The sequence below is a fragment of the Streptomyces sp. NBC_00019 genome, from assembly GCF_045041015.1.
In the GTDB taxonomy this organism is placed as follows: domain Bacteria; phylum Actinomycetota; class Actinomycetes; order Streptomycetales; family Streptomycetaceae; genus Streptomyces.
Window position 1 is genome coordinate 2,136,019 of sequence record NZ_CP108302.1, and the last position, 15,798, is coordinate 2,151,816.

The window sequence follows — 15,798 nt, forward strand, 5'->3', positions numbered from 1 at the left end:
CCGGCCCACGCACCGGCCCTGCCCTCAGGACGTCGTCGGCGTCGGCCGCTTGAACATCCGTGTCGCCGTGATCTCGCTGTGGCCCGCTTCCTCCGACCGAGTCTGCTGCGGCAGTCCCGGGCGGAGGTGCTCCTCCACGCTGATGTACTTCAGGCCCGCCCTGAGGTCGGCGTCATTGCGCAACCTGATGACCAGCGGGAACTCGGCGAGTGCCGTGGTGTCGAACAGGCCCGTGGTGTACAGGAGTTGGACACCCAGCGCATCCGAGACCGCCCGCTGGAGCTCCAGCAGATAGGTCGCGTTGGCACGACCGATCGGGTTGTCCAGGAAGAGCGTGCCCGCGTGCCGGTGCTTGTCGCGGCCCCGGTCGTTCGACCGCAGCGCGGCCATGGTGCAGTACAGCGCGATGGCCGCCGTGAGCAGCTGGCCACCGGAGAACACGTCGCCCATCTGCCCGACCGGCACGCGCTCGGCCCTCAGCACGGCATCCGGCTTGAGGATCTCGACGGCGATCCCCTTGGGCTGCAGTGCGGCCCCGACTCCCCGCAGCAGCAGGGACATTCCGTCGCGCCGCAGATCGGAGTTCTTCTTCACCGCCGCGCGCGTGGCCTCGTCGATGACCTCGCCCAGTCGCTCGGTCAGCGTCGCCTGGTCGGGCTCCTCGAAGCGGATCCGCAGGAACTCCTGCCCGGACCACTCGCCGAGCCCCTCGGGCAGCCGGGACAGCCGCTGGGCGGATCGCAGGGTCGCGAGCGCCGACTCGACGAGCCCGCGCAACCGGTCGACGATCGAGTCCCGGTTCCGCTCCAGCTGCGCCAACTCGTCCGTGAGGACCCGCAGTCGGGGCGCGAAGGCGTCCGCCCACTTCTGGGCGTGCTCGGGCAGCGCGGACGCGGGCAGTTCGCGGATCTGCTGGCGCGCGGGGGTGCGGACCTGCTCGTAGCGCGTGGAGTTGGCGTGCCGGACGAGGATGTCGCTCGCCTCGCGTACGGCGGCCTCGGCGGCGGACAGGTCGGCGGCGCAGCCGCGCAGCGACCGGCGGGCCTCGGCGGCGGACTGCCGGGCCTCCTCCGGGCTGCCCGGGTACGCCTCCGGCTCCTCCTGGTCCTCGTCGGGGGTGTGCTCGCGCAGCAGGTCGCGCAGCATCGCGGCGATCTCGTCGAAGCCGCCGGCCGCGTCCTCGGCGGCACGGTGGGCGTCCAGGAGCTCGGCGTGCGCCTCCCTGGCCTGCGTCAACGCCTCGGTGCGGGAGGCGAGTTCGGCGGTCGCCGTGCGCAGCAGTGCCTGTGCGTGCTCGGCGTTGCGGGGCTCCAGCTCCTCGGACAGCTCGGTGTGCGTCTCACCGTCCTCGGGCGCGTGCCGCTCGGCCTCACCGCGCAACCGTCCGAGCTGCTCGCTCGCGGTGGACATCCGCGTCTCGAGAAGCTGCACCAGCTCCTCGGCGCGGGCGGCGGCGGCCTGCCGGGACGGCCCGTCGGAACCGTCGGGCGACTGCAGGAGCTGCTCGGCGCGGGTGCGGACCTTGTTGCTCAGCCGGTCCAGGTCGGCCAGGGCCGCGCTGGACTCGCTCTCCGCCCTTGCCTGCTCGGCCCGCAGGTCGGCGCCGACGCCGACCTTCTCGTACAGCTGTGAGGCGGCCCGATAGGCCTCTCTCAGGGCGGGCAGCGAGGTCTTCGGATCGTCGGCGTCGCTCTCCGGCACGTCGTCGGGGGCGCCCGCGATCTCCGAGCGCTCGGCGCGCAGCGCACGCGCGGTGCGCCGGGCGTCGTCGGCGGCCCGCTGAGCGGCACGCCGGTCCTCGTCGGCGGCCCGGGCGCGCTCCAGGCAGGTCTGGGCGCGGGCCTCCGACTCGGTGGCCTCGTCAGCGAGTTCGCGCAGCTTGACCTGCCAGCCGGCCCGCTCACGCAGCCGGAAGGCGAGCCCGGCGAGGGCGTCGGCGGCACGCCGGGCCTTCTGGGCGGCCTCCTGGCGCTCGTCGCGCACCTGCAGGCACTCGGCCGCGGTCTCGTCGGCCTCGGCCCGTACGGTCCGCGCCTCGGCCAGCTCGGCCTCCGACTCCTCGGCGAACGCGCGCGTGTCGTGTGCGGTCTGCGCCAGTTCGACCAGGCGCCCGGCCGGACAGCCGGTACGCCAGGAGGCCAGCCGTGCGGCCAGTTCCCGGTCCTTGGCAAGCCGCGCCGCGAGCGAGCGGATCTCCTCGTCGCGCTCGGTCGCCCGGGCCCGCAGTGTCTGTCGCTCCTCGTCGGCGGCGTGCTCGTCGTGCATGGCCGGGTTCGGCGGTACGAGGAAGACGGCCTCGCTCCCGGTGCCGGGCGCCGGAGTCGGGGCGAGCAGGGCGGCGGCCGTACCGACGGCGACTGCGGACCGCGGGAGCAGTGCCGCCTCGCTGAGCGTCTCGCGGGCCCGTGCGTGCGTGTCCGGGTCGGTGATGATCACGCCGTCGACCAGCTCGGGCCGGGCGGCCAGCACGCGTGCGTGGTCGGCGGGGTCGACAGCCTGGGCGAGATAGCGCCAGCCGGGGAGCGCCGGGATGCCGTGCTCCCCGAGGAACTCCACGGTGGCCAGCACGTCCGGGCCCGGCGGCAGCAGTCCGCCGTCACCGAGGGCGCCGAGGATCCGGGAGTCGTCGGCGGCGGCGGTGCGCAGCTCGAAGAGGTGGCGCTCGGCGGCGGAGACGGCGTCGTCGAGCAGCTCGCGCAACTCGTCGGCGAACCGGTCGAGTTCCTCGGGGGTGAGGGTTTCCCCAGCCCCGTCGCGCCCGGCCGGACCGTCCTTCTGCGCACCGTCGGCGCCCGCCCGGGGCATCGGCACTCCCCCGTGCCCGGCATCGGAGGCCCCGGTCAGGCTGAGCAGCTCCGCGAGTCGAGGCTCCGCCGCCAGCGCCTCGGCGAGCCGCTTCTCGGCCTCGTAGGACCGCTCGGCTGCCGTGGCCGCGTCCGCGGCCCGTGCTGCCGTCAGCTCGGCGCGGGACTCCGCGGAGCCCGCTTCGCGCGCGTGCTCGCCGGCACGGTGCGAGGCCTCGCGCGCGGTGTCCCAGGCGGCGACGGCCGTCTTCTCGGCGTCGCTGGCCGCGAGGGCGGCGCGCGCCGGGTCGGCGTCGGGCGCACTGTCGTCGAGCCAGCCGGCCCGTACGGCCTCGGTGGTCTCCTGCTCGACCTCGGTCAGCCGCTGCCGCAGGTGCCCGACCTCGCTGCGGGCGCGCTGCGCCTCGGTGGCGGCGACGGTGGCGTCCCGGTGCGCGGCCTCGCCGACCTCCTGAAGGGCGGCGGACCGCTCCTCTCCCTCGTTGGCGAGGGTCTCGGCGCTCTCCGCGGCCGCGTGCAGGGCCCGTACGAGATCGACGGCGGCCCTGGCCCGGGCGGCCAGCGCGGGGGCCGCGTCCCGCTCGGCCTCCTGGATCGCGGCGGACACGCGCGCGACGCGGTCGGCGGCGGCACGATGCCGCAGTACGGCCTCGGCGGCCTGCCAGGCCGAGTGCAGGGTGCGGGCATCGGCGAGTTCACGCTTCTGCGCGGCGGCGGACTTCTCGGTGGCGGCCAGCGCCAACGAGGCGTGCCGGAAGGCGAGTTCGGCCGCGATCAGCGCACTGCGCTCCCGCGAGCCCTCGGCATGCGTGACCGCGTACGCGGCGGCCGTGACCCGCTGCGCGAGGTCGGCGGCGCGCACCCGCTCCCGGCCGCCGCGAGCGGAGAGTCTGCGGGCCAGTGTCCGCGTACGGCGTTCGGCACCGGTGTGGATGTCACGCGCGCGTGAGCGTGCCTCGGCGGCCTCGACGATCCGCCCGAGGAGGTCCACCGACCCGGCGGTGAAGTCCCGTTCGGCGATCAGCTCGGCCCGGCGGCCCAGCTTGTTGCCGAAGCCGCTGACGAGGTCGGCGAGCCCGTCGGTGTCCCGGGTGTCGGTCACGGCCCGCAGCAGCAGGTCGGTGAAGTCGGAGTCCTTCTTGACCGCGAAGAGGCCGGCGGCCTCACCCTCGTCGGCGTTCATCTCCCGCTGGTAGCGGAAGAGTTCGGGGTCGAGGCCGAGGTCGCCGAGGTGCTCGATCCAGCGGTCGTGGATCTCCTCCCAGTGCACCTCCAGGTGCGGATACGCCTTGCCCGCCTCGGTGATGGCGTCCCGGAAGCCCTTCATGGTGCGGCGTCGGCCCAGTGCTCCGGAGACGCCCTCGACGGCCGGCCGTACGGCGGTGGACTCGGCGACGGGCAGGTTGTCCAGGGACAGTCCGGGCCCGGGCCGGAAGGAGTACCAGGCCTCGGCGAACTTCCGCGGGTCGTTGGAGACCTGCCGCCCCCGCCACTCGCTCACCTTGCCGACGACGACACACTCGCCGGTCAGCGTGTGCTGCCACTCCAGCGCGACGTGCCCGCAGTCGTCGGCGAGCAGGAACTTGCGCAGCACACCGGAGCTGGCGCCGCCGAGGGTGTTGCGGTGGCCCGGCAGCATGACGGAGAAGATCAGCTTGAGCAGTACGGACTTGCCGCCGCCGTTCTCCAGGAAGAGCACGCCGGCGGGCGCGGGGCGGCGCGGCGGCCCGACGGGCTCGTCTTCGAAGAACTCCGCCTGGGTGGGGGCGGGGTCGGGCACTTCCGCGCCGACACCGCGCAGGTCAAGCACGGTGTCGGCATAGCGCGCACCGGCAGGGCCGATGGAGTAGAGGCGGACCCGGGACAGCTCGTACATGGCGGACTCTCGTAAGTCTTCGGCAGGCGGGGGGAGTTCAGGAGTGGAACGGCAGTCCGGCGTCGGCCACCAGCTCGTCGGCGGTGTCCTCGGCGGGCAGCAGCGTCGGCGTGCCGTCGGTGACCGGGACGACGCCCAGTTCCAGCAGCTCGGCCATGGCGGCGCTGCCGGCCATGTCCCGCACCTGGAGCTGGTAGCGGGCCGTCGTGCGGTACGTGCCGCCGTTGTCGTCGCCGGTGCGCTGGAGGAACCCGGAGTCGGTGAGGAAGGCGACGGCCTTGCCGACGATGCCGGTCGTGGAACCCGCGAGTCTGCGCGCGTCCTTCGTCGCACCGGTCGCGCTGCGTCTCACCCAGATCCGCCAGGCGGCCTCGAGCCCGGGCGCGTCGGTGGCGGGGTCGGTGTTCTCGCCCAGCTCGTCGGCTCGCTCCTCCAGGCGCCGGCAGGTCTGCCGGACGAACGCGTCGACGCCGTTGACGCTCACCCGCCCGATGTATCCGTCGTCGGCGAGGTCCTCGGGCCGCGGGAACGCCATGGCGGCGACGGCGAGATGGGCCAGCCCGTGCAGGAACCGGTCCGAGCCGTCGGCGGACGTGCGTCGCGCGTAGTCGCCCATCCGCACGGCGAACACGGAGTCCTCGGCAGCGGTCACCGCCATCCCCGCGCGCGGGGAGACCTCCAGCACGACCAGCCCGAGCCCGGCGGCCACCGCGTCGGCGAGCCGCGCGAACGCCGGGTCCTCGCGGTAGCGCCGCAGCAGCTCGGTGTACTCCTGGTCCCGCGCGGGCTGCAGCTTGGGCTGCAGCCCGAAGGCGACCAGCCGAGCGGCGTCGGCGGCGTCGGCGGGCGTGATGGCGGCGGCGACCGGCGCTGGTCCGGTTTCCGGCTCACTCCACTCGACGTGCTCGGTCACGGTCGGTCTCCTTGCTGCACTGTCACTCGGCTCATGCTGCTTCTGTCCTGTCCGCGGCCATCCCCGCCGCGTCCAGCAGGGCCGTCCCCACGATCAGGTCGGCCCCGCCGAACTCGGGATCGTCCAGTTCGGCCCCGTCGTCCACGGCGAACAACAACTTCTCCTCGCCCTGCCGATACGCGGTCCCCACCGCCGGACTGGCCGCGTGAACCGCCAACAGGGCCACCAGATAAGGCAGCTCGGGATCCTGTCGCCGAGCCTCCGCGAGTAGCCCCGACAACCGACGCGGCGCGTCGGCGGGCAGATCCAGCAGCTCCATCGCCGAGGCCAGCTGCTCCTCGCTGAACCGGCTGTCGTCCGGCGTGGCGATGAGGTCCGGCTCGGGCATCTCCGCGCCGAGGTGCTCACGCTCCACCGGCGGCGTCAGCAGTATGTCGACGAGGTCACCGACCCGCACGGACACCGGCGTACGCAGTCCGGTCCCGCGGGCGAAGAACGCGTCGGTGACCCGGACCGCCTGCTCCAGGGGCAGCGGGAGCACGGGCGCGACCAGATGCCCGTAGAGGTCGATCCCCGACGTCGTCATGGGTGTGGCGAAGGCCTGCCGGTCCTGCTCGGCGCGGAACAGCGGTCCCGCCTCCAGCAGCCGGGACTGCAGCTGCGTGTGGCGGCGGATGCAGTCCTTGACGATGTCGACCAGCTCGGCGGCCCGCCGCTTCTGCTCCGGGTCCTCGGACTCGTCCCGGGCCTTGCGGATGTTGGTGAGAATCGCGTTCTCGTGGCGGTAGCGGTCGGCGACGTGGTCGAGCGCCTCGGTGATCATGTCGGGCACGGCGTTGAGCCAGTCCACCGCGCGGACGTTGCGCCGGGTGGCGTCCAGGGCTCGGCGCAGCGTCTCCGAGTACTGCACGGTCCGGTAGCGGGCCTGCTCGGCGGCGAGTTGGGCGTCGGCCAGGCGGCCGCGGCTGATCAGCACCTCCAGCTTGACCTCGGCGGCGATCTGGGCGCTGGTGACGTCGGTGTCGAGGGCGCCGACCAGGACGTTGACGGCCTCGTCCGTCGTACGGAGATATACCGAGCCGCCGGGGCCGGGGACCTCCTCGATCAGCTTGAAGTCGTAGTCACGCCGGACATAGGTGCCATCCGTCGCGAAAGTGCCGTAGACCGCCCGGAATCCACGGTCCACGCTGCCGACGTTGATCAGGTTCTCCAGGACCCAACGGGCCACCCGCTCGTGCTCGACGACGGGCCGCTGCGGGGCCTGGGCGGCGATGCGCGGGATGAGGCGGGCGACTATCTGGTCGTGGTCGGCGCCCGTGTCGAAGTCCATGTTCAGGGTGACCAGGTCGATGGCCGAGAGGGCCACCTCCGCCATGCCGTACACCGAGTACTCGCCTGCCAGGTTGGCCTTGCGCGCGTCGAGGTCGTGCAGCGGCGCGGTGCAGGCGAGCGCGCGCAGCCGCCGCGCCAGCCCCTCGTCGGCGGCCGGGCCCGGTGCCGGGCGCGGCCCCGCGCTGAGCTGGGGCGGAACGCTGTCCGTCGTTGCAGGCGAAGTCACGGTGCACAGACTAGGCCCTCGGTCTGACAACGGCCCAAACGTCACAGAAGCGACCCCGCGTCACAGCGAGCGGGACGCTAGCCGTCCTCGCCGACCCGTCGCCGGTACACCTCGACCACCCGCTCCAGCGAGTCGTCCAGGTACACGGCGAGCAGCTTCTCGGCCTCCTGGCGGTCCCCGGCCTGCAGGGCCCCGAGGATCTGGCGGTTGCGGGCCAGGTACGGCTCGTGGAGCGCCTTCGGGTCGTCCACCACGTGGAAGGCGAGCCGCAGTTCGGCGAAGACGCTGCGCATCAGTTCGTCGGTGCGCTCACTGCCCGCGAGCGCGACCAGTTCCCGGTGGAAGTGGATGTTGGCGGTGCCCAGCGCTTTCCAGTCACCTTCACGCACCGCCCGCTGCCCGGCGGCGACGGCCTCGGCGAGCCCTTCCTTGGCGTACGGCGGCTCACCCAGCCCGCGCACGACGGCGCACTCGACGAGGCGGCGGGTGCGGTAGATGTCCTCGACGTCCTCCACCGTCAGGACCCGGACGAAGACGCCCCGGTTCAGCTCGTGGACGAGCAGACGTTCATGGGTGAGCAGGCGGAACGCCTCCCGCAGGGTGTTGCGGGACACCCCGAGCGCGCCTCCGATGCTGTCCTCCGACAGCCGGGTGCCGGGTGGGAAGTAGCCCTCGGCGATACGGCTTCTGAGGATGTCCGAGACCCGCTCCGCCGTGCTGGTGCGGCCCAGGAGGGCACGGTCGTCGGCCAGGCCGGTCAGCTGCTCTGCCATGCCCGGAATTCAACCGCAGACACGAGAACGAAACAACACGGGTATTGAAGGATCGTTGAACAATCCTCTACCTTGCTGCTCACCGCACGGCTCAATCCCGCACCCTCCGTCCTCCCACTGCGAGGTGCACATGAGCACAACTCCCCCACCACAGGCCATGACCGCTGAGCCCACGACGACCGAACGCCCCGCCGACGACGGGGCGTTGGGCTGGTTCCGCGCCCTCGGTCCGCGCGGCCGCCGCGCCTTCGCCGGCGCGTTCGGCGGCTACGCCCTCGACTCCTACGACTACTTCACGCTCCCGCTGAGCATGGTCGCGCTGGCCGCGTACTTCGGCCTGGACAGCGGCCAGACCGGCCTCTTCACCACCGTCACGCTGCTGGCCTCCGGGCTCGGCGGCGCCCTCGCGGGCGTGCTGGCCGACCGCGTCGGCCGGGTCCGGGCCCTGATGATCACGGTGATCACCTACGCGGTCTTCACCGTGGCCTGCGGCTTCGCCCCGAACTTCGAATCACTGCTGGTCTTCCGTGCCCTGCAGGGGATCGGCTTCGGCGGCGAGTGGGCGGTCGGCGCGATCCTGGTCGCCGAGTACGCGAGCGCGAAGCACCGGGGCCGCACGCTCGGCGCGATCCAGAGCTCGTGGGCCGTCGGCTGGGGCCTGGCCGTGATCGTGTACACGCTGGTCTTCTCGGTCTTCGACGACGACGTGGCCTGGCGCGTGATGTTCTGGACGGGCGCGCTGCCCGCGCTGCTCGTCGTCTGGATGCGACGCCGGGTGCAGGACGCGCCCGAGGCCATCGCGGTCCGCGAGAAGAGCGCCGGGCAGACCTCCTTCACGGCGATCTTCAAGCCCGGCCTGCTGCGTACGACGATCTTCGCGGGCCTGCTCTCCACCGGTGTCCAGGGCGGCTACTACACCCTCGCCACCTGGGTTCCGACGTATCTGAAGAGCGATCGCGGCCTGTCAGTCGTCGGCACCGGCGGATACCTCACGTTCCTGATCTCCGGCGCCTTCCTCGGCTATCTCACCGGCGGCTACCTCACCGACCGTCTCGGCCGCCGCCGCAACATCTGGCTCTTCGCGCTCCTGTCGGCCGTCTGCATCCTGGCGTACGGCAACATCCCGGAGGGCTCCAACACCCTGCTCCTCGTGCTCGGTTTCCCGCTCGGGTTCTGCATGTCGGCGATCTTCAGCGGCTTCGGGTCGTTCCTGGCCGAGCTGTACCCGACGGCGGTGCGCGGCACGGGACAGGGCTTCACGTACAACGCCGGGCGCGCGGTGGGCGCCGTCTTCCCGACCACGGTCGGCTTCCTGGCCGACAGCTGGGGTGTGGGCGGCGCGCTGGTCTTCGGCGCGATCGGCTACGGCATCGCCGCACTGGCGCTCTTCGGCCTGCCGGAGACCCGCGGGAAGGAACTGGAGTGAACCGCACGGAAGACCGCCCCCTGACCCTCGTCGACGAGCACGCGCACGCGTGGAGCCCGCGCAACGCCCGGATGCGCTTCCGCGCGGGCCTGACCGGCCCCACCTCCGGGGTCTCCGCGGGCCACACCCAGGTCAACCTGATCTCGGTGCCCGCGGACTGGGCGTACGACATGCTGCTGTTCTGCCAGCGCAATCCGAAGCCGTGTCCGGTGCTCGACGTCACGGACGCCGGTTCCCCCACGACCGTCCTGGCCGACGGCGCCGACCTGCGCACCGATCTGCCGCGCTACCGGGTGTGGCAGGACGGCCTGCTGGTGGACGAGCCGACCGACGTGCGCGCGCACTGGCGCGACGACCTGGTGTCGTTCCTGATCGGCTGCAGCTTCACCTTCGAGTGGGCCTTGACCGAGGCCGGCGTCCCGATCCGTCATCTGGAGCAGGGCCGCAACGTCCCGATGTACGAGACCAGCTGGCAGTGCCGGCCGGCGGGACGGCTGCACGGCCCGATGGTGGTGTCGATGCGTCCCGTGCCGCCGGAGCACCTGTCGGCGGCGATCCGGGAGAGCAGTCTGCTCCCGGCGGTGCACGGCGGCCCCGTACACTGCGGCGACCCGTCGACCCTCGGCATCGATGACCTCGATCGCCCCGATTTCGGGGACCCGGTCGACATCGAGCCGGACGACATCCCGGTGTTCTGGGCCTGTGGCGTGACCCCGCAGGCCGCGGTGATGGCCTCGCGCCCGCCGTTCGCCATCACCCACGCGCCCGGCCAGATGTTCCTCACGGACGCCCGCGACCAGCAGTACCGAGTGGCCTGAGAAGTGGCCTCGGAAGGAGACTCGGAAATTCCATGACCTCGATCGATCTGAACGCCGACCTCGGTGAGGGCTTCGGCCGCTGGCAGCTCACCGACGACGAACAGCTGCTGTCCGTCGTCACGAGCGCCAACGTGGCCTGCGGGTTCCACGCCGGGGACGCGGCGACCATGCGGCGGGTGTGCGAGCAGGCGGCCGAGCGCGGCGTACGGATCGGCGCCCAGGTCTCCTATCGGGACCTGGCCGGGTTCGGGCGGCGCGCGATGGACGTGCCGCCCGCCGAACTGGCGGCCGAGGTGGCGTACCAGATCGGTGCCCTGGAGGTCTTCGCGCGCGCGGCGGGCACGCGCGTGTCGTACGTCAAGCCGCACGGCGCGCTCTACAACCGGGTCGTGCACGACGACGAGCAGGCCGGCGCGGTCGTCGACGGTGTACTCCTCGCGGACGCGACCCTGCCCGTCCTCGGTCTGCCGGGCTCGCGTCTGCTGGAACTGGCCGCGAAGGCGGGCCTGCCTACGGTCACGGAGGCGTTCGCGGACCGCGCGTACACCGACGTCGGCACGCTCGTGCCGCGTGGCGAGGAGGGCGCGGTCGTCACCGATCCGGACACCGTCGTGGAGCGGTCGGTGGGGCTGGCCCGGGACGGCGCGGTCACCGCGCACTCCGGCGCGCGCATCGAGGTGCGGGCACGCTCGCTGTGCCTGCACGGGGACACCCCGGGCGCCGTGGAGCTGGCCCGCCGGGTCCGGGAGCGGCTGACGGCGTCGGGCGTCCTCGTGGCGGCCTTCGCATGAGGGCGCTGCCCGTCGGCGACGGCGCGCTGCTCGTCGAGGTCTCCTCGGGCGAGGAGGCGCAGTCGCTCCACGCGGAGCTGCTGCGCCGCCGCGCGGAGGGCTCGCTGACCGTGGCCGAGATCGTCCCCGCGGCCCGCACCGTCCTCCTGGACGGCCTGGCCGACCCGGCCCGGCTGGCCTCCGAGCTGACCGCCTCCGCCGTACCGCCGTCTCCCCCACGCGCGCGTGACGTCGTCGAGCTCCCCGTGCGCTACGACGGTCCGGACCTGACCGACGTGGCCGCGCACTGGGGCGTCGCACCGGACGAGGTGGCCCGCATCCACGCGGCCACCGAGTTCACCGTCGCGTTCTGCGGGTTCGCCCCCGGCTTCGGCTACCTCACCGGCCTTCCGCCGGAGTACGACGTCCCGCGCAGAGCGACCCCGCGCACGGCCGTCCCGCCCGGTTCGGTGGCGCTCGCGGGCCCGTACACGGGCGTGTACCCGCGCTCGTCGCCGGGCGGCTGGCAGCTGATCGGCACGACGGACACGGTTCTGTGGGACCACGCGCGCGTGCCGGCGGCACTGCTGTCGCCGGGCACGTGCGTGAGGTTCGTGCCGGTGGGCGCGGCATGACCGACCGCGCACTCGCCGTCGTCCGGTCCGGGGCGCTGACCACCGTGCAGGACCTGGGCCGTCCGGGCCACGCCCACCTGGGCGTGCCCCTCTCGGGGGCGCTGGACGGCCCCGCCGCGGCCCTCGTCAACCGCCTGGTCGGCAATGCCCGGGACGCGGCCGTCCTGGAGACCACGCTCAACGGCTGTGCCGTACGCCCCCGTTCGGCGATCCTCGTGGCCGTCGGCGGCGCCCCCTGCCCGGTGACGGTGGACGGCCGCCCGGTCCCCTGGGGCGCCCCGGTACCGGTCCCCGCGGGCGCCCTCCTGAACGTCGGCACGGCCGTCGCCGGTCTGCGCACCTATGTGGCCGTCTCCGGCGGCATCACCGTCGACCCGGTCCTCGGCAGCCGCTCCACGGACCTCCTGTCGGGCCTCGGCCCACCCCCGCTCACGGACGGCGCGGTCCTCCCCCTGGGCACCCCGACACACCTCCACACACGCGTGGACGCCGCCCCGCAGCCGGCGCCTCCGGCGGAACTGGTCCTGCGAGTGACGCCGGGCCCGCGCGACGACTGGTTCACCCGGGAGGCCGTACAGACCTTCACGTCCCGCACGTACCGGGTGTCCTCCGCGAGCAACCGCATCGGCCTGCGCACGGAGGGGCCGCCTTTGGAACGAGCCGTCCCGGGCGAACTCCCGAGCGAGGGCATGGTCCTGGGCGCGGTCCAGGTCCCGCCGGACGGCCGCCCGGTGGTGTTCCTGGCGGACCACCCGACGACGGGGGGCTACCCAGTGATCGCGGTCGTCCGCACCGAGGACCTGGCGGCGGCGGCCCAGGCAGTGCCGGGCACGCCGGTCCGCTTCCTGGAAGTACGCCGCCGCTGAGCGCCCCGTAAGGGGCGCGGGGCTGTATCAATTTGCGGCTCCGCCGCGTGGGCGCGACCAGCCACAACGAACCCGCAGATGACGGCCGCGCTAAGCAATGTCCGCAGACAACGCGGACAACGCCATCGACACCGCATGCGCGGCCCGAAGATCAAGCCGCCCACTCGTCCCCCGAGCCCGGTGCCCGACCTCGTCGGCCGCAAGCCTCAACAACTGCGGCAACAGATCGGTGCACCGCCGAGCCACCCACCCCGTACCCGCCGTGGCCAGCCACCACAGACTCGCCGACTTGGTCGGCACCGGAAACTCCGGCTCGGGCGAGGGCGCGCCCCCCGTCGCCAGTCCCGCCTCCGCCAGCAACGCATGGAACCGCACGGCCAGTTGCCGATGCCCCCGCTCCCCCGGGTGGAGCCGATCCGCGCTCCACATCGCCCGATCCATGAGCCACGCCCCCTCGGCAGCATGCAGATGCACCGCCCCGTACCGCTCGGACAGCGCGTGCACCACGGTGTTGACCGCCCGTTGCCGTCGAGCCAGCGGACGCGCCAACGCCCCCGGCAGCCCCAACATCGCGCCGGGGTCGGGCAGACACGCCGTGAGCACCACCGCACCCTGTGAGGCGAAGGCGGCGTACACGGCGTCGAGCCGCGAGGCCACGGCATGGATGTCGAAGGTGCAGCGAAGGGTGTCATTGACGCCGACGACGACGGACACGACGTCGGGACGCAGCGCGAGCCCGGCGGGCAGCTGCCGTTCCAGCACGTCCCGCGTCTGCGAACCGCTGACCGCGAGGTTGGTGAATTCCACGCACTCGCCGAGCCCGCCGGCGAGCAGCGCGGCCCAGCCGCGCCACCCCTCGCCGACGGGATCGCCGACGCCCTCGGTCAGCGAGTCACCGAGAGCGACCAACCGGACCGGTCTCATCGGACGCCCCCGGGCACGGAGACAGGCGCGTCATGCGCGGCGAGGAACGCCTCCACCGCCGTACGCCATCCGAAGCACTCCGCACGCGTGCGTGCGGCTTCCCGGCGCGCGGCGGAGGGCCGCTCCAGCAGCATCTCCACGGCGTCCGCGAAGGCACCCCCGTGGTCCGCCGCGACGGCCCCCGCGGAACCGATCACCTCGGGCAGCGCCGATGACGCACTCGCCACGACCGGCGTCCCGCACGCCATCGCCTCCAGCGCGGCCAGCCCGAAGGTCTCGGCCGGTCCGGGCGCCAGGCACACGTCGGCGGAGGCCTGGAGTGCCCCGAGCAACCCACGGTCGGAGACATGCCCGAGGAAGACGACCGGCAGCCCGCGCGCACGCTGTTCGAGCCGCGCCCGCAGCGGACCGTCCCCGGCCACCACCAGCACCGCCCGCCGCCCACGCCGTACGAGCGCCTCCAGGGCGTCCAGCGCCGTGCCGGGCCGCTTCTCCACGGAGAGCCGGGTGCACGTCACGAGCAGCGTCTCGTCCACGCGCGCGTACCGGGAACGCACCCCCGGGTCGCGCAGCGCGGGGTGCCGCTCCACCAGATCGACACCCAGCGGCGCCCGTACGACATTGCGCGCCCCGATGCGCACGAACTCCCGCTCGGCGAACTCGGTGGTGCACACCACGCGCGCGTACATGTGTGCCGTCCGGACGTTCAGGGCGTCCGCTGCTCGCCTGGCCGCGCCCTCCGGGACACCCCAGGTGCGCAGGACACCGTCGGCGGTCTCGTGGGAGACCATCACGGCGGGTACCCGGGCCCGCCGCGCCCACCTGCCGGTCCACCTGAGCGTCGTACGGTCGGAGACCTCAAGGCGGTCGGGGGCCAGTTCCTCCAGCAGCCGGGCCACCCGCCGCTTGTCGGCGAGCACGCGGTAGCCGCCGGTGCCGGGCAGCAGCGGGCCGGGCAGGGTGATCACGCGTCCCTGTTCGGTCTCGACGTCACTGACCCGCTCGCCCGGCACGACGAGCACGGACTCGTGTCCGGCCGCCCGGTATCCCTTGCCCAGCTCGCGCAGCGCGGTGCGCAGGCCTCCCGAGGCGGGCGCCACGAAGTTGGCGAGGCGGACGATCCGCAACGGGGCAGCGCCCACGCCACCGTCGATACGCGACACACTCATGCCGCCACCGCCGTCCGCCGCGTGGCGAGCACGCTCGCGTAGTGGCCGATCAACTGATCGCCGACAGCCGCCCAGGTGCGCCCCTCGACCATGGCGCGCGCGGCGGTGCCGTACGCGGCCCGCAGCCCGGGGTCGGCGGCCAGGGCCCACACGGCGTCCCGTACGGCGGCCGCGTCGCGCGGCGGGACCAGCAGGCCGGTGCGCCCGTGGGCGACCAGGTCCAGCGGGCCGCCGGCGGCGGGCGCGACCACGGGCACCCCGCTGGCCATGGCCTCCTGCACGGTCTGGCAGAAGGTCTCGAAGGGGCCGGTGTGCGCGAAGACGTCGAACGAGGCGAAGATCCGGGCGAGTTCGTCGCCGGTCCGACGGCCGAGGAAGACCGCGCCCGGGAGCGCCTCCGTCAACCCGGGCTGACTCGGCCCGTCGCCCACAACCACGACCCGCACGCCCTCCAGGCCACACACACCGGCGAGCAGTTCGACCTGCTTCTCGGGGGCGAGCCGCCCGACGTAGCCAACGATCAGCTCACCGTTCGGGGCGAGTTCGCGGCGCAGCGCCTCGTCCCGGTGCTCGGGGCGGAAGCGGACGGTGTCCACACCACGCGGCCACAGCTTCACCCGGGGGACGCCGTGGGTCTCCAAATCGTGCAGGGCGGCGCTGGACGGGGCGAGGGTGAGGTTCGCGGCGGCGTGGACGGAGCGGATGCGGCGCCAGGCGGCCGCCTCGCCCGCGTGCACATAGGTACGGGCGTATCCGGCGAGGTCGGTCTGGTAGACAGCCACGGCGGGGATGCCGAGCCGGGCGGCGGCGGCCATGCCGCGGACGCCGAGGACGAAGGGACTGGCCAGGTGGACGATGTCGGCGCGGTGCTCGGCGAGGGCCGCGGCGACGCGTCGGCTGGGGAGGGCGACGCGTACCTGGGGGTAGCCGGGGAGGGGGAGGGAGGGGACACGGATGACGGGGCAGGGCGCGAGGGTGTCCGCGCCGGGCCCGCTGCCGGCCGCGGTGGCCGGTGCGACGACGAGCGGAGAGTGACCGCGATCTACGAGGTGCCGGGCGGTCTGGAGCGCGCAGTGGGCCACGCCGTTCACGTCGGGGGGAAAGGATTCGGTCACGATGACGACACGCATAAGGGTGTTGTCGCCGTGCTGGACGTGCTCGCGTCAACGTCGATCTTTCCGAACGAGGAACGTCCCATGAGCGTTCCCTCGCGCCCCCGTGCAGGTCAGGCCGTGTCCATGCGCGCCTGACCCGCGGGTCACCCCG

Annotated in this window: 12 protein-coding genes; 5 read left to right on the forward strand and 7 right to left on the reverse strand. The window is 73.5% G+C overall.

Annotated features, from left to right (window positions below):
* Window positions 1-24: 24 nt before the first annotated feature.
* From OHU89_RS10275 to OHU89_RS10290, 4 genes are all read right to left on the reverse strand, one after another.
* Window positions 25-4,680, reverse strand: coding sequence for a hypothetical protein (locus OHU89_RS10275; RefSeq protein ID WP_405641856.1), 4,656 nt, complete (start codon window positions 4,678-4,680; stop codon window positions 25-27).
* 37 nt (window positions 4,681-4,717) lie between these two features.
* Window positions 4,718-5,593: a hypothetical protein gene (locus OHU89_RS10280; RefSeq protein ID WP_405641858.1), complete on the reverse strand. Its 876-nt coding sequence runs from the start codon at window positions 5,591-5,593 to the stop codon at window positions 4,718-4,720.
* A gap of 31 nt (window positions 5,594-5,624) precedes the next feature.
* Complete coding sequence (locus tag OHU89_RS10285) at window positions 5,625-7,151, reverse strand: hypothetical protein (RefSeq protein WP_266895187.1); 1,527 nt, start codon at window positions 7,149-7,151, stop codon at window positions 5,625-5,627.
* Window positions 7,152-7,228: 77 nt separating this feature from the next.
* Window positions 7,229-7,924, reverse strand: coding sequence for a GntR family transcriptional regulator (locus tag OHU89_RS10290; RefSeq protein ID WP_405641860.1), 696 nt, complete (start codon window positions 7,922-7,924; stop codon window positions 7,229-7,231).
* Between the two features lie 130 nt (window positions 7,925-8,054).
* On the opposite strand from OHU89_RS10290, the gene OHU89_RS10295 reads away from it, so the two are divergent.
* The 5 genes from OHU89_RS10295 to OHU89_RS10315 are packed head-to-tail and all read left to right on the forward strand — an operon-like array spanning window position 8,055 to window position 12,439.
* Complete coding sequence (locus tag OHU89_RS10295) at window positions 8,055-9,350, forward strand: MFS transporter (protein WP_266895183.1); 1,296 nt, start codon at window positions 8,055-8,057, stop codon at window positions 9,348-9,350.
* The gene (locus OHU89_RS10300) at window positions 9,347-10,168 is read left to right on the forward strand and encodes a putative hydro-lyase (RefSeq protein WP_405641862.1); all 822 of its coding nucleotides are present in this window, start codon (window positions 9,347-9,349) and stop codon (window positions 10,166-10,168) included. Before OHU89_RS10295 ends, OHU89_RS10300 begins: the two co-directional genes overlap by 4 nt.
* A 32-nt stretch (window positions 10,169-10,200) precedes the next feature.
* Entirely contained in the window at window positions 10,201-10,959 is a 759-nt protein-coding gene (locus OHU89_RS10305; RefSeq protein WP_405641864.1) for a LamB/YcsF family protein, read from the forward strand.
* Window positions 10,956-11,573 carry an allophanate hydrolase subunit 1 gene (locus OHU89_RS10310; RefSeq protein WP_405641866.1) on the forward strand — a complete coding sequence of 206 codons (618 nt, stop codon included), beginning with the start codon at window positions 10,956-10,958 and terminating at the stop codon, window positions 11,571-11,573. Before OHU89_RS10305 ends, OHU89_RS10310 begins: the two co-directional genes overlap by 4 nt.
* On the forward strand, window positions 11,570-12,439 hold the full coding sequence (locus tag OHU89_RS10315) for a biotin-dependent carboxyltransferase family protein (RefSeq protein WP_405641868.1): 870 nt from the start codon (window positions 11,570-11,572) through the stop codon (window positions 12,437-12,439). The genes OHU89_RS10310 and OHU89_RS10315 overlap by 4 nt, the downstream gene beginning before the upstream one ends.
* 90 nt (window positions 12,440-12,529) lie before the next feature.
* On the opposite strand, the gene OHU89_RS10320 is transcribed toward OHU89_RS10315, so the two are convergent.
* The 3 genes from OHU89_RS10320 to OHU89_RS10330 are packed head-to-tail and all read right to left on the reverse strand — an operon-like array spanning window position 12,530 to window position 15,662.
* Window positions 12,530-13,363: an SGNH/GDSL hydrolase family protein gene (locus tag OHU89_RS10320; protein ID WP_405641870.1), complete on the reverse strand. Its 834-nt coding sequence runs from the start codon at window positions 13,361-13,363 to the stop codon at window positions 12,530-12,532.
* Window positions 13,360-14,532: a glycosyltransferase gene (locus OHU89_RS10325; protein WP_405641872.1), complete on the reverse strand. Its 1,173-nt coding sequence runs from the start codon at window positions 14,530-14,532 to the stop codon at window positions 13,360-13,362. The genes OHU89_RS10320 and OHU89_RS10325 overlap by 4 nt, the downstream gene beginning before the upstream one ends.
* The gene (locus tag OHU89_RS10330; RefSeq protein WP_405641873.1) at window positions 14,529-15,662 is read right to left on the reverse strand and encodes a glycosyltransferase family 4 protein; all 1,134 of its coding nucleotides are present in this window, start codon (window positions 15,660-15,662) and stop codon (window positions 14,529-14,531) included. Before OHU89_RS10330 ends, OHU89_RS10325 begins: the two co-directional genes overlap by 4 nt.
* Window positions 15,663-15,798 lie beyond the last annotated feature (136 nt).

What these genes read in the sequence shown, in the direction of transcription:
- OHU89_RS10310 (WP_405641866.1), top strand. Translation starts at nt 10,956, where the DNA reads ATGAGGGCGCTGCCCGTCGGCGACGGCGCGCTGCTCGTCGAGGTCTCC.
- OHU89_RS10330 (WP_405641873.1), bottom strand. Translation starts at nt 15,662, where the DNA reads ATGCGTGTCGTCATCGTGACCGAATCCTTTCCCCCCGACGTGAACGGC.
- OHU89_RS10290 (WP_405641860.1), bottom strand. Translation starts at nt 7,924, where the DNA reads ATGGCAGAGCAGCTGACCGGCCTGGCCGACGACCGTGCCCTCCTGGGC.
- OHU89_RS10315 (WP_405641868.1), top strand. Translation starts at nt 11,570, where the DNA reads ATGACCGACCGCGCACTCGCCGTCGTCCGGTCCGGGGCGCTGACCACC.
- OHU89_RS10275 (WP_405641856.1), bottom strand. Translation starts at nt 4,680, where the DNA reads ATGTACGAGCTGTCCCGGGTCCGCCTCTACTCCATCGGCCCTGCCGGT.
- OHU89_RS10305 (WP_405641864.1), top strand. Translation starts at nt 10,201, where the DNA reads ATGACCTCGATCGATCTGAACGCCGACCTCGGTGAGGGCTTCGGCCGC.
- OHU89_RS10295 (WP_266895183.1), top strand. Translation starts at nt 8,055, where the DNA reads ATGAGCACAACTCCCCCACCACAGGCCATGACCGCTGAGCCCACGACG.
- OHU89_RS10320 (WP_405641870.1), bottom strand. Translation starts at nt 13,363, where the DNA reads ATGAGACCGGTCCGGTTGGTCGCTCTCGGTGACTCGCTGACCGAGGGC.
- OHU89_RS10325 (WP_405641872.1), bottom strand. Translation starts at nt 14,532, where the DNA reads ATGAGTGTGTCGCGTATCGACGGTGGCGTGGGCGCTGCCCCGTTGCGG.